The organism is Enterobacter sp. JH25 (genome assembly GCF_021725435.1).
Taxonomy (GTDB): Bacteria; Pseudomonadota; Gammaproteobacteria; order Enterobacterales; family Enterobacteriaceae; genus Enterobacter; species Enterobacter intestinihominis.
The window spans coordinates 4,535,950-4,549,267 of record NZ_CP091319.1; the positions used below are offsets into that span (position 1 = coordinate 4,535,950).

Annotated in this window: 10 protein-coding genes, 2 tRNA genes and 2 rRNA genes; 2 read left to right on the forward strand and 12 right to left on the reverse strand. The window is 55.9% G+C overall.

Annotated elements, in window-relative coordinates; all coding sequences use genetic code 11:
- Positions 1-38: 38 nt before the first annotated feature.
- The 7 genes from ilvA to ilvL all read right to left on the reverse strand — a co-directional run bounded on the left by ilvA (position 39) and on the right by ilvL (position 6,589).
- A complete protein-coding gene (ilvA, locus tag L2Y28_RS21765; RefSeq protein ID WP_087878281.1) occupies positions 39-1,583 on the reverse strand; it encodes a threonine ammonia-lyase, biosynthetic in 1,545 nt (514 codons plus the stop codon).
- A 2-nt stretch (positions 1,584-1,585) separates the two neighbouring features.
- On the reverse strand, positions 1,586-3,436 hold the full coding sequence (gene ilvD, locus L2Y28_RS21770) for a dihydroxy-acid dehydratase (RefSeq protein ID WP_022649775.1): 1,851 nt from the start codon (positions 3,434-3,436) through the stop codon (positions 1,586-1,588).
- A 60-nt stretch (positions 3,437-3,496) separates the two neighbouring features.
- Positions 3,497-4,426 carry a branched-chain-amino-acid transaminase gene (gene ilvE / locus L2Y28_RS21775; protein WP_022649776.1) on the reverse strand — a complete coding sequence of 310 codons (930 nt, stop codon included), beginning with the start codon at positions 4,424-4,426 and terminating at the stop codon, positions 3,497-3,499.
- 18 nt (positions 4,427-4,444) lie between these two features.
- A complete protein-coding gene (gene ilvM, locus L2Y28_RS21780) occupies positions 4,445-4,708 on the reverse strand; it encodes an acetolactate synthase 2 small subunit (RefSeq protein ID WP_003860184.1) in 264 nt (87 codons plus the stop codon).
- On the reverse strand, positions 4,705-6,351 hold the full coding sequence (ilvG, locus tag L2Y28_RS21785; RefSeq protein ID WP_022649777.1) for an acetolactate synthase 2 catalytic subunit: 1,647 nt from the start codon (positions 6,349-6,351) through the stop codon (positions 4,705-4,707). The genes ilvM and ilvG overlap by 4 nt, the downstream gene beginning before the upstream one ends.
- A 2-nt stretch (positions 6,352-6,353) precedes the next feature.
- Positions 6,354-6,404, reverse strand: a complete 51-nt coding sequence (gene ilvX, locus L2Y28_RS21790) for a peptide IlvX (protein ID WP_166792073.1) — start codon at positions 6,402-6,404, stop codon at positions 6,354-6,356.
- Between the two features lie 86 nt (positions 6,405-6,490).
- Positions 6,491-6,589 carry an ilv operon leader peptide gene (ilvL, locus tag L2Y28_RS21795; RefSeq protein WP_001311244.1) on the reverse strand — a complete coding sequence of 33 codons (99 nt, stop codon included), beginning with the start codon at positions 6,587-6,589 and terminating at the stop codon, positions 6,491-6,493.
- A gap of 341 nt (positions 6,590-6,930) precedes the next feature.
- Between ilvL and L2Y28_RS21800 the strand changes: the two genes are divergently transcribed.
- Positions 6,931-8,451: a YifB family Mg chelatase-like AAA ATPase gene (locus tag L2Y28_RS21800; protein WP_022649778.1), complete on the forward strand. Its 1,521-nt coding sequence runs from the start codon at positions 6,931-6,933 to the stop codon at positions 8,449-8,451.
- 26 nt (positions 8,452-8,477) lie between these two features.
- Here the strand turns inward: L2Y28_RS21800 and L2Y28_RS21805 are convergent, their stop codons facing one another.
- A complete protein-coding gene (locus tag L2Y28_RS21805) occupies positions 8,478-8,816 on the reverse strand; it encodes a DUF413 domain-containing protein (RefSeq protein WP_006808641.1) in 339 nt (112 codons plus the stop codon).
- Between the two features lie 118 nt (positions 8,817-8,934).
- Here L2Y28_RS21805 and hdfR point away from each other — a divergent pair, with 118 nt between their 5' ends.
- A complete protein-coding gene (hdfR, locus tag L2Y28_RS21810; RefSeq protein WP_022649779.1) occupies positions 8,935-9,756 on the forward strand; it encodes an HTH-type transcriptional regulator HdfR in 822 nt (273 codons plus the stop codon).
- A 100-nt stretch (positions 9,757-9,856) separates the two neighbouring features.
- On the opposite strand, the gene L2Y28_RS21815 is transcribed toward hdfR, so the two are convergent.
- From L2Y28_RS21815 to L2Y28_RS21830, 4 genes are all read right to left on the reverse strand, one after another.
- A tRNA-Trp gene (locus tag L2Y28_RS21815) sits at positions 9,857-9,932 on the reverse strand.
- Positions 9,933-9,985: 53 nt separating this feature from the next.
- Positions 9,986-10,062, reverse strand: a tRNA-Asp gene (locus L2Y28_RS21820).
- A 55-nt stretch (positions 10,063-10,117) separates the two neighbouring features.
- Positions 10,118-10,233: ribosomal RNA gene (rrf, locus tag L2Y28_RS21825) — 5S ribosomal RNA — on the reverse strand.
- Positions 10,234-10,302: 69 nt separating this feature from the next.
- Positions 10,303-13,208: ribosomal RNA gene (locus tag L2Y28_RS21830) — 23S ribosomal RNA — on the reverse strand.
- Positions 13,209-13,318: the final 110 nt, after the last annotated feature.

The window sequence follows — 13,318 nt, forward strand, 5'->3', positions numbered from 1 at the left end:
TGGCGCTGCGCTTACCCGGCCTACACGCAGCTCAACCCTTAGCCCGCGAGGAAGAAGCGGAACGCCGGGTTGTGGGTTTCGTCATGGCACTCATAGCCCAGCTCGTTCAGGCGCGTTTCGAAATCCGGCTCGTGCTCGCCCAGCTCGAACGCCGCCAGCACGCGGCCGTAGTCGGTACCGTGGCTGCGGTAGTGGAACAGAGAAATGTTCCAGTGGGTGCCCAGCGTGTGCAGGAACTTGAGCAACGCGCCCGGCGATTCCGGGAACTCGAAGCTGAACAGGCGTTCCTTGAGCGGCTTGGATGGACGGCCGCCGACCATGTAACGCACGTGCAGCTTCGCCATTTCGTCGTCGGAGAGATCGACCACGCTGTAGCCGCCGTCATGCAGCAGGCTGAGGATCTCTTTGCGCTCCTCCACGCCACGGCTCAGACGCACGCCGACAAAAATGCAGGCGTCTTTGGAGTCGGCAAAACGGTAGTTAAACTCCGTTACCGAACGGCCGCCCAGCAGCTGGCAAAACTTCAGGAAGCTGCCCTTCTCTTCCGGAATGGTCACCGCCAGCAGGGCTTCACGCTGTTCGCCCAGCTCGCAGCGCTCGGAAACGTAGCGCAGGCCGTGGAAGTTCACGTTGGCACCGGAAAGCACGTGCGCCAGACGCTCGCCGCGGATGTTGTGCTGCGCGATGTATTTTTTCATGCCCGCCAGCGCCAGCGCGCCGGACGGTTCCGCCACCGCCCGAACGTCTTCGAACAGATCTTTCATCGCCGCGCAGATCGCATCGCTGTCCACCGTGACGATATCGTCGAGATATTCCCGGCACAGGCGGAAGGTTTCGTCGCCAATGCGCTTCACCGCCACGCCCTCGGCAAACAGCCCGACGCGCGGCAGGTCTACCGGATGCCCGGCATCCAGCGCCGCTTTCAGGCAGGCGGAGTCTTCCGCTTCCACGGCAATGACTTTGATCTGCGGCATCAGCTGTTTGATCAGCACCGCCACGCCTGCGGCTAAACCGCCGCCGCCCACCGGGACAAAGACGCGGTCAAGATGGGCATCCTGCTGCAGCAGCTCCAGCGCCAGCGTGCCCTGCCCGGCAATCACCATCGGGTGGTCGAACGGCGGGACCCAGGTGAAGCCCTGCTGCTGCGCCAGCTCAATCGCTTTGGCTTTCGCTTCGTCAAAATTCGCGCCGTGGAGCAGCACTTCCCCGCCAAAACCGCGCACCGCGTCGACTTTGATATCCGCCGTGGCAACCGGCATCACGATCAGCGCTTTCAGCCCTAAACGGGCCGCGGAGAACGCCACGCCCTGCGCGTGGTTGCCCGCCGACGCGGTAATGACACCGCGCGCTTTCTGCTCATCCGTCAGCCCGGCCATCATCGCGTAGGCGCCGCGCAGCTTGAAGCTGTGCACCGGCTGCCTGTCTTCGCGCTTCACCAGAATGACGTTGTCGAGGCGCGAGGAGAGTTTGTCCATTTTTTGCAGGGGCGTGACCTGCACGGCTTCATAGACCGGCGCGCGCAGCACCGCTCTCAGGTATTCCGCCCCCTCGGGGGCGGCGGATAAGGGTTGTGACTCGGCCATCATTAGCCCCCAAGTTTAGATTTATCGCGCACCGCGCCTTTATCTGCACTGGTGGCAAGGCTTGCATAGGCACGCAGGGCGAAGGAGACTTCACGCTGGCGGTCTTTCGGCGTCCAGGCTTTGTCGCCGCGGGCTTCCTGCGCTTCACGACGGGCCGCAATCTCCTGGTCACTCAGCTTCAGCTGAATGCCGCGGTTCGGAATGTCGATTTCGATCAGGTCGCCATCTTCGATGATCGCGATATTGCCGCCGCTTGCCGCTTCCGGGGAGACGTGGCCAATGGAGAGGCCTGACGTGCCGCCAGAGAAACGACCGTCGGTGATCAGCGCGCAGGCTTTGCCGAGGCCCATCGATTTCAGGAAGGTAGTCGGGTAGAGCATCTCCTGCATGCCCGGACCGCCTTTCGGCCCTTCGTAGCGAATGACCACCACGTCGCCTTCCACCACTTTGCCACCGAGGATAGCGTCTACCGCCTCGTCCTGGCTTTCATACACTTTTGCCGGACCGGTGAATTTGAGAATGCTGTCGTCCACGCCTGCGGTTTTCACGATGCAGCCGTTTTCCGCAAAGTTACCGTACAGCACGGCCAGACCGCCGTCTTTGCTGTAGGCATGTTCCAGCGAGCGGATGCAGCCTTCGGCGCGATCGTCATCCAGCGTGTCCCAGCGGCAATCCTGCGAGAACGCCTGCGTGGTGCGAATACCTGCCGGACCGGCGCGGAACATCTTTTTCACCGCGTCGTCTTTGGTCAGCATCACGTCGTACTGGTCCAGCGACTCCGGCAGCGTCAGGCCGAGCACATTTTTCACGTTGCGGTTCAGCAGCCCTGCGCGATCCAGCTCGCCGAGAATACCGATGACACCACCAGCACGATGCACGTCTTCCATATGGTACTTCTGGGTACTCGGCGCGACTTTACACAGCTGCGGCACTTTGCGGGAGAGCTTGTCGATGTCGCTCATGGTGAAGTCGATTTCGGCTTCCTGCGCGGCGGCCAGCAGGTGCAGAACGGTGTTGGTGGAACCGCCCATGGCGATATCCAGCGTCATGGCGTTTTCGAACGCCGCTTTACTGGCGATGTTGCGCGGCAGCGCGCTGGCATCGTCCTGCTCGTAGTAGCGTTTGGTCAGCTCAACGATGCGCTTGCCCGCGTTAAGGAACAGCTGCTTACGGTCGGCGTGGGTCGCCAGCAGCGAGCCGTTACCCGGCTGAGAAAGGCCCAGCGCTTCGGTCAGGCAGTTCATGGAGTTGGCGGTGAACATCCCGGAACAGGAGCCGCAGGTCGGACACGCGGAGCGTTCCACCTGGTCGCTCTGCTCGTCAGAGACTTTCGGGTCCGCGCCCTGGATCATCGCATCGACCAGGTCGAGCTTGATGATTTTGTCGGAAAGCTTGGTTTTACCCGCTTCCATCGGGCCGCCGGAAACGAAGATCACCGGAATGTTCAGGCGCAGGGAGGCCATCAGCATCCCCGGGGTGATTTTGTCGCAGTTGGAGATACAGACCATCGCATCGGCGCAGTGGGCGTTAACCATGTACTCCACCGAGTCGGCGATCAGCTCGCGCGACGGCAGTGAATAGAGCATCCCCCCGTGGCCCATTGCGATACCGTCATCCACCGCAATGGTGTTGAACTCTTTCGCCACGCCGCCGGAGGCTTCGATTTGCTCGGCAACCAGCTTACCGAGATCGCGCAGGTGCACGTGGCCCGGCACAAACTGGGTAAAGGAGTTCACCACGGCGATAATTGGCTTGCCGAAATCGGCGTCGGTCATTCCGGTGGCGCGCCACAGTGCGCGGGCACCCGCCATATTACGGCCGTGGGTGGTGGTGGCTGAACGATACTTAGGCATGCTTTATTTACTCCCGTCTGACTATTAAATGGGACGGTGCGTGCCGTCCCAAATTTATATTTAGTGATTAACCTGATCCAACCAGCCGTATTTGTCTTCTGTTTCGCCGGTGAACAGGCCGAAGAAGGCTTGCTGAATGCGTTTGGTGACCGGACCACAGCGGCCTTCGCCCACCTGAATGCCGTCGACGCTACGCACCGGTGTAATTTCAGCCGCGGTACCGGACATGAACACTTCGTCAGCCAGGTACAGGGATTCGCGGGACAGCACCTGCTCGCGTACTTCGATACCCAGATCTTTTGCCAGCTTGATGATGGCGTCGCGGGTGATGCCCGGCAGCGCGGACGAGGTGAACGGCGGGGTGAACAGAATGCCGTCTTTCACTTCAAACAGGTTTTCGCCCGCACCTTCGGAGATGTAGCCATTTACATCGAGCGCGATACCTTCCTGGTAACCGTGACGGCGCGCTTCGCTGCCAACCAGCAGTGAGGAGAGGTAGTTACCGCCCGCTTTAGCCGCGGTCGGGATAGTGTTTGGTGCCACGCGGTTCCAGGAAGAAACCATTGCGTCGATCCCCTGATCCAGTGCTTCCGCGCCCAGGTAGGCGCCCCACGGGAACGCAGCAATGATCACATCGGTGTTATAGCCAGCGGGCGGATTGACACCCATGCCGACATCACCCACGAAGACCAGCGGACGAATATAGGCACTGGTCAGTTTGTTCTGGCGGATCACCTCGCGGCAGGCTTCCATCAGCTCATCAACGCTTTGGGAGACCGGGAAACGATAAATTTTGGCTGAGTCATGCAGACGCTGCATGTGTTCGCGATGGCGGAACACCACTGGTCCTTTGTGAGAATCGTAGCAACGGATGCCTTCAAACACGGAGGTGCCGTAGTGCAGCGCGTGGGACATCACGTGAACTTTCGCGTCTTCCCAGCGAACCATCTCACCATTGAACCAAATGTAATCAGCTTTTTTTATCGTCATTTTTTCGTCCTGTCACGCTTAAGCGCGGATTTGTTGTGATGTGGTTGTGCTCTGGCAGATGGCAACATGGGCAACGTCTACCAGTTTTGATAACTGACTAAACAGTAAGTCGACCGGCCGCGGGCTGGCAACGGTTAATTCGATACTGATATTTTGTGCATCCGTGGCCGTTTCCATATTCATAGAGCAAATCTGAAAACCACGGTGACGGACCACACGCAATACGCGTTCTAACGTTTCCGGGTTGAAGCGAGCCTGCACGGCGACCTGATGTTGCATCATGATAATTTCTCCAGCATTTGTGAGTTACTGGCACCGGGCGGTACCAACGGCCAGACGTTCTCAAGCTCGTCGATTGAGACATGAAGCAGGTATGGCCCTTCGCTTGACAGCATGGTGTCGAGTGCCGCTTCAACCTGGTCTTTACGGGTGATGTGCTGGCCAGGAATGCCGAAGGCGCTGGCCAGGGTGAGGAAATCGGGGTTGTCGGTCAGGGTCGTTTCGCTGTAACGCTCCTGGAAGAACAGCTGCTGCCACTGGCGAACCATTCCCAAACGCTGGTTATCGAGCAAAACGATTTTCAGCGGTAACTGCTTACGCTTCACGGTGCCGAGCTCCTGGACGTTCATCATGAAGGAGCCGTCACCGGAGATACAGATAACGGTATCGTTCGGGCGGGCAACCTGTGCGCCCACGGCAGCGGGCAGGCCGAAGCCCATCGTGCCTAAGCCGCTCGAGGTGATGAAATTTTCCGGGCGGGTGTAGGTCATGTGCTGGGCTGACCACATCTGATGCTGGCCGACATCCGTCGTCACCACGCTGTCTGCGGGTTTGCGGTCGGACAACTGTTTCAACAACAGCGGCGCATAGATGGCCTCGCCGGGGTGATCGTAACGCCAGGCGTGTTCAGCGCGCATATCTGCGGTGTGCTGACGCCATGGGTTGATATCCAGCGGCTGCTCCAGCGCCGGTAAAAGCGCGTTGAGATCGCCCTGCAACGCGACATGCGCCTGACGCAGTTTGTTCATCTCCGCCGGGTCGATGTCCATATGGATCACTTTGGCGTTCGGCGCAAAGGTGTTCAGCTTGCCGGTGACGCGGTCGTCAAAACGGGCGCCGACGGCGATGAGCAGGTCACACTCCTGCACCGCCAGGTTTGCCGCTTTGGTGCCGTGCATCCCCAGCATGCCCAGATAGTATGGATAGTCCGCGTCGACCGCGCCCAATCCTTTCAGCGTGCAGGTGGCGGGCATTTGCGTTACTGCGATAAATTCGCGCAGGGCAGGAACGGCCTGCGCCATGCCCACGCCGCCGCCTACATACAGCATCGGCTGTTTCGCCTGCGCCAGCATCTGGCGAGCCTCTTCAACCTCCGCATGGGGAAACACGTCGTCGCTTTCAACGGTGGAGAAGTGCGGTTCCAGATCGCCGAGTACAACCTGAATATCTTTCGGGATATCTACCAGAACCGGACCAGGACGGCCAGAGCTGGCAACCTCGAACGCTTCGGCCATCACGCGCGGCAGCTCTTCGAGAGACTGAACGAGGAAGCTGTGTTTGGTGCAGGCAAGCGATAAACCGAGCACATCCACTTCCTGGAAGGCATCGGTGCCGATGAACGGAGAGGCCACCTGGCCGGTGATCGCCACCACGGGTACGGAATCGAGCAGCGCGTCAGCCAGGCCGGTGATCAGGTTCGTTGCGCCCGGACCGGAGGTGGCCATACAGACGCCGGTTTTACCGGTCGCACGGGCATAACCGATGGCGGCCATCGCTGCGCCCTGCTCGTGTCGGCACAAGAGGTGTTCCACGCCGCCGTCATACAGTGCATCGTAAATCGGCATAATCGCGCCACCCGGATAACCGAATACGGTTTCGACTCCCTGCGCGCGCAACGCATGTACTACCCATTGTGCCCCATTCATAGTTAGTTCCCCGTCATAAATCTGGAGAAACAGAATTTTGTGCTAGTCGTCATTCTCTGCTCCTCATTTAAGTTTTTTAGTCATAAAAAAACCCCCGGACCTTTCGGTGCGGGGGTCTTAGTTCGTTAAGGCTTGATTTCTAAGCCTTTCCTCGTCCAAGTGCAGCCCCGCACGGTGGGATAATAATCACCACCACGCTAATCACGACCAGGCTAATCACTCGTAGAAGGGCTGTCATTTTCAGTTCTTTTTGCATCTTGTTCGAAGGAATACCTAAAGAGTTACCACAGATATTTCATCTGACACAAGATTTTTTTATGACCCACTTCTGTAGCAGGCGAACTATTTCTTTCAAAATCGTTGTTTTATATAGGGAAAAAATAGAAATGAAGATTTTTCATTTTTTTGTCCTGTTTCATCAGGCAAGGCGCGCATGATTTCTTTTCTGCGAGGCCGATTCCACCGACATGTAATGATTACATTTAGCCGCTAAAAGGCTGGAACGAGCGCCGTATTTCAGGGAATTAGCGCTAAACAGGAAAAAATGATGCTGGCATAGTCACCGCCAAGGAGGGGCTTATGTCACTGTCAGTTGTTTATACACGCGCGGCCATCGGCGTGAAGGCACCGCTTATTTCTGTAGAGGTTCATTTAAGTAATGGACTGCCCGGACTGACGCTGGTCGGCTTACCCGAAACGACCGTTAAGGAGGCCAGGGATCGCGTGCGCAGCGCAATTATTAATAGCGGTTATGCTTTTCCGGCGAAGAAGATCACCATCAACCTTGCGCCCGCCGATTTGCCAAAGGAGGGAGGGCGATATGATTTACCTATTGCTATAGCGCTTCTCGCGGCTTCTGAACAGCTCAATACGCCAGGGTTAAGCTCGTGCGAGTTCGTGGGTGAATTAGCGCTTACAGGCGCGTTAAGAGGCGTTCCCGGAGCAATCTCGGGTGCGCTTGAAGCCATACGCGCGGGAAGGCAAATCATTGTGGCCAATGAAAATGCCTCTGAAGTCAGCCTTATCGCCGAAAAGGGGTGTCTTGTCGCGGGACATTTGCAGGAGGTTTGCGCCTGGCTGGAAGGCCGACACGAGCTTGCCGAGCCGCAGGAGAATGAGGAGGTAGTGGCAGATTCACCCGATGACCTCAGCGATATTATGGGTCAGGAACAGGGTAAGCGGGCGTTAGAAATAACGGCCGCGGGTGGGCATAACCTGCTACTGATAGGTCCGCCAGGCACGGGGAAAACGATGCTGGCGAGCAGGTTGAGCGGCCTGCTGCCCCCCCTCAATAATCACGAAGCGCTGGAAAGCGCCGCGATATTTAGCCTGGTCAGTTCAATATCGCTGCATAAACAGTGGCGCCGCCGTCCTTTCCGCTCGCCACACCACAGTGCGTCTCTTACCGCGATGGTGGGCGGGGGCTCAATTCCCGGACCGGGTGAAATCTCACTGGCACACAACGGCATTCTGTTCCTGGATGAATTGCCAGAGTTTGAACGCCGCGTGCTGGATGCGTTGCGGGAGCCGATTGAATCCGGCGAAATCCATCTGTCTCGTACACGCGCCAAAATAAGCTACCCTGCGCAGTTTCAGCTGGTCGCCGCGATGAATCCTAGCCCAACGGGCCATTATCAGGGCAACCATAACCGCTGTACGCCGGAGCAGACGCTGCGCTATCTGAGTAAGCTGTCCGGCCCCTTCCTCGACCGTTTTGATTTATCTCTCGAGATCCCCCTGCCACCGCCCGGTCTGCTGAGGCAAACCGGTATCAAAGGCGAAAGCTCAGCAGTGGTGCGAGAACGGGTTATTGCGGCTCAGGCGCGGCAGTATGCTCGTCAGAACAGGCTGAATGCCCGGCTGGATAACAGCGGGATCCGACAGTTTTGCTCTCTCAACGCCGAAGATGCAGGCTGGCTGGAAGAGACACTGACGCGGTTTGGGTTATCCATTCGCGCGTGGCAGCGTTTGTTGAAAGTTGCGCGCACGGTCGCTGACGTGGAGGGCTGCCCCGGAATAGAGAGGCGACATTTGCAGGAGGCATTAAGCTACCGTGCGATCGATCGGCTGCTGTTGCATCTGCAAAAAATGCTGGCATAAAAAAGGGGCCGTAGCCCCTTCTCTTCTTAATCGTCAGACTCGGTGTAGTCTTCTGCACCTTCCATCTGCGGCTTGCCGCCAGACAGCGTATGGAAACGCTTAGGACGCTTAATGCGAGCCATATACTTGATCCATACACGTTCTGCATCAGACTGCGGCTCACGCTCACCACGACAAACAGAGACAAACTGTTTTTCATCTTCGGTTGCCGGTTCGCGCTTACCCAGATCCAGCTCGTTAAAGGCATAACCATGGCGCTCAAGAAGTTGAGCTTCTTTGATAGTGAAATCGCCGTGACGAGAGAACCCGCGCGGATAATGTTTATTATCGAAAAAACGATTAGTCGTCGTAAAGCTTTCCGCCATCCTACACGCTCCTAATTCTTTGGCCGAGCTATTTATGGCGCGGAGTATTAGTTACGCTTGACAGAGTGTAAAACAAAACATTTAAATCATAACGACAAATAATTTTGTGGAGAAAGATGTGGATACGGAATTGCTAAAAACTTTCCTCGAAGTGAGCAGAACGCGACACTTTGGGCGAGCAGCTGAAGCCCTCTACCTGACGCAGTCAGCAGTCAGTTTTCGTATTCGACAGCTGGAAAATCAACTGGGTGTGAACCTTTTTACCCGCCATCGCAACAATATTCGTCTAACCCCGGCCGGTGAAAAGCTATTGCCTTATGCAGAAACCCTGATGAATACCTGGCAGGCAGCGCGAAAGGAGGTTGCGCACACATCCCGGCATAATGAATTCTCGATCGGTGCCAGCGCTTCACTATGGGAATGCATGCTCAGCCAGTGGCTTATGCGGCTATATCGCACACACAATCATCTGCAATTTGAGGCGAGGATTGCGCAACGCCAGTCGCTGGTTAAGCAACTCCACGAGCGGCAGCTTGATCTGCTGATCACCACAGAAGCCCCCAAGATGGATGAATTTAGCAGCCAGATTGTTGGACAGTTTAGCCTGGCGCTCTATGCATCCGAGCCTGCAATGATGAAGGCCGACCTGAATTATTTACGCCTGGAATGGGGGCCTGATTTTCAGCAGCACGAGACGGGGTTAATTGCCAGCGATGATATCCCGCAACTCACGACAAGCTCTGCGGAGATCGCATGCCAGCATCTTCCCACACTGAAAGGCTGTACATGGTTACCTGTTCGCTGGGCGGATAATAAACCTGCACTCCATGTTGTCACCGATTCAACAACGCTCTCCAGGCCGCTGTATGCCATTTGGCTGCAAAACAGCGATAAGCAGTCGCAGATAAAAGATCTGTTAAAAACCAGCATACTGGATTAACGCAAAAGCCTGCGGAAACGCAGGCTGATTATTCTTCAGGAAGGTGTTGAGCCGTTTTGCAGGCAAAAAAAAATCCTTTGCCGAAGCAAAGGATTCTATATGGCAGGGGCGGAGAGACTCGAACTCGCGACACCCGGTTTTGGAGACCGGTGCTCTACCAACTGAGCTACGCCCCTAAATTTTTTTGCCATTAAGCCTGCCCTTTGGGCAGGCTTAATGTCTTAATAAGTGGCGGAACGGACGGGACTCGAACCCGCGACCCCCTGCGTGACAGGCAGGTATTCTAACCGACTGAACTACCGCTCCACCGAATACTTCTGTAACCACCGGATTAATGCACCGGCTTACTACTTAATTTGATGCCTGGCAGTTCCCTACTCTCACATGGGGAGACCCCACACTACCATCGGCGCTACGGCGTTTCACTTCTGAGTTCGGCATGGGGTCAGGTGGGACCACCGCGCTAAAGCCGCCAGGCAAATTCTGTTAATCTGTATCAGGCTGAAAATCGTGTCTGTCTCTTCGCCGAAACAGCTTCGGCGTTGTAAGGTTAAGCCTCACGGTTCATTAGTATCGGTTAGCTCAACGCATCGCTGCGCTTACACACCCGACCTATCAACGTCGTCGTCTTCAACGTTCCTTCAGGAGACTTAAAGTCTCAGGGAGAACTCATCTCGGGGCAAGTTTCGTGCTTAGATGCTTTCAGCACTTATCTCTTCCGCATTTAGCTACCGGGCAGTGCCATTGGCATGACAACCCGAACACCAGTGATGCGTCCACTCCGGTCCTCTCGTACTAGGAGCAGCCCCCCTCAATTCTCCAGCGCCCACGGCAGATAGGGACCGAACTGTCTCACGACGTTCTAAACCCAGCTCGCGTACCACTTTAAATGGCGAACAGCCATACCCTTGGGACCTACTTCAGCCCCAGGATGTGATGAGCCGACATCGAGGTGCCAAACACCGCCGTCGATATGAACTCTTGGGCGGTATCAGCCTGTTATCCCCGGAGTACCTTTTATCCGTTGAGCGATGGCCCTTCCATTCAGAACCACCGGATCACTATGACCTGCTTTCGCACCTGCTCGCGCCGTCACGCTCGCAGTCAAGCTGGCTTATGCCATTGCACTAACCTCCTGATGTCCGACCAGGATTAGCCAACCTTCGTGCTCCTCCGTTACTCTTTGGGAGGAGACCGCCCCAGTCAAACTACCCACCAGACACTGTCCGCAACCCGGATTACGGGTCTACGTTAGAACACCAGCCATTAAAGGGTGGTATTTCAAGGTTGGCTCCACGCAGACTGGCGTCCACGCTTCAAAGCCTCCCACCTATCCTACACATCAAGGACCAGTGTTCAGTGTCAAGCTATAGTAAAGGTTCACGGGGTCTTTCCGTCTTGCCGCGGGTACACTGCATCTTCACAGCGAGTTCAATTTCACTGAGTCTCGGGTGGAGACAGCCTGGCCATCATTACGCCATTCGTGCAGGTCGGAACTTACCCGACAAGGAATTTCGCTACCTTAGGACCGTTATAGTTACGGCCGCCGTTTACCGGGGCTTCGATCAAGAGCTTCGCGTTGCCGCTAACCCCATCAATTAACCTTCCGGCACCGGGCAGGCGTCACACCGTATACGTCCACTTTCGTGTTTGCACAGTGCTGTGTTTTTAATAAACAGTTGCAGCCAGCTGGTATCTTCGACTGATTTCAGCTCCGTCCGCAGGGACTTCACCTACATATCAGCGTGCCTTCTCCCGAAGTTACGGCACCATTTTGCCTAGTTCCTTCACCCGAGTTCTCTCAAGCGCCTTGGTATTCTCTACCTGACCACCTGTGTCGGTTTGGGGTACGATTTCGTGTTACCTGATGCTTAGAGGCTTTTCCTGGAAGCAGGGCATTTATCACTTCAGCACCGTAGTGCCTCGTCATCACACCTCAGCGTTAATAAGGTACCGGATTTACCTGGAACCTCCGCCTACATGCTTAAACCGGGACAACCGTCGCCCGGCTGACATAGCCTTCTCCGTCCCCCCTTCGCAGTAACACCAAGTACAGGAATATTAACCTGTTTCCCATCGACTACGCCTTTCGGCCTCGCCTTAGGGGTCGACTCACCCTGCCCCGATTAACGTTGGACAGGAACCCTTGGTCTTCCGGCGAGCGGGCTTTTCACCCGCTTTATCGTTACTTATGTCAGCATTCGCACTTCTGATACCTCCAGCATGCCTCACAGCACACCTTCAACGGCTTACAGAACGCTCCCCTACCCAACAACGCCTAAGCGTCGCTGCCGCAGCTTCGGTGCATGGTTTAGCCCCGTTACATCTTCCGCGCAGGCCGACTCGACCAGTGAGCTATTACGCTTTCTTTAAATGATGGCTGCTTCTAAGCCAACATCCTGGCTGTCTGTGCCTTCCCACATCGTTTCCCACTTAACCATGACTTTGGGACCTTAGCTGGCGGTCTGGGTTGTTTCCCTCTTCACGACGGACGTTAGCACCCGCCGTGTGTCTCCCGTGATAACATTCTTCGGTATTCGTAGTTTGCATCGGGTTGGTAAGCCGGGATGGCCCCCTAGCCGAAACAGTGCTCTACCCCCGAAGATGAGTTCACGAGGCGCTACCTAAATAGCTTTCGGGGAGAACCAGCTATCTCCCGGTTTGATTGGCCTTTCACCCCCAGCCACAGGTCATCCGCTAATTTTTCAACATTAGTCGGTTCGGTCCTCCAGTTAGTGTTACCCAACCTTCAACCTGCCCATGGCTAGATCACCGGGTTTCGGGTCTATACCCTGCAACTTAACGCCCAGTTAAGACTCGGTTTCCCTTCGGCTCCCCTATACGGTTAACCTTGCTACAGAATATAAGTCGCTGACCCATTATACAAAAGGTACGCAGTCACCCCATAAAGAGGCTCCCACTGCTTGTACGTACACGGTTTCAGGTTCTTTTTCACTCCCCTCGCCGGGGTTCTTTTCGCCTTTCCCTCACGGTACTGGTTCACTATCGGTCAGTCAGGAGTATTTAGCCTTGGAGGATGGTCCCCCCATATTCAGACAGGATACCACGTGTCCCGCCCTACTCTTCGAGTTCACAGCAAGTGTGCTTTCGTGTACGGGACTATCACCCTGTACCGTCGGACTTTCCAGACCGTTCCACTAACACACAAGCTGATTCAGACTCCGGGCTGCTCCCCGTTCGCTCGCCGCTACTGGGGGAATCTCGGTTGATTTCTTTTCCTCGGGGTACTTAGATGTTTCAGTTCCCCCGGTTCGCCTCGTTAACCTATGTATTCAGTTAACGATAGTGCAACGGATTGCACTGGGTTTCCCCATTCGGACATCGCCGGGTCAAAGGTTCATATCACCTCGCCGGCGCTTTTCGCAGATTAGCACGTCCTTCATCGCCTCTGACTGCCAGGGCATCCACCGTGTACGCTTAGTCGCTTAACCTCACAACCCGAAGATGTTTCACTTCCGATTGCGAAAATTTGAGAGACTCGAACACACCATTAAAGATGTGTCGTTTCAATTTTCAGCTTGATCCAGATTTTTAAAGAGCA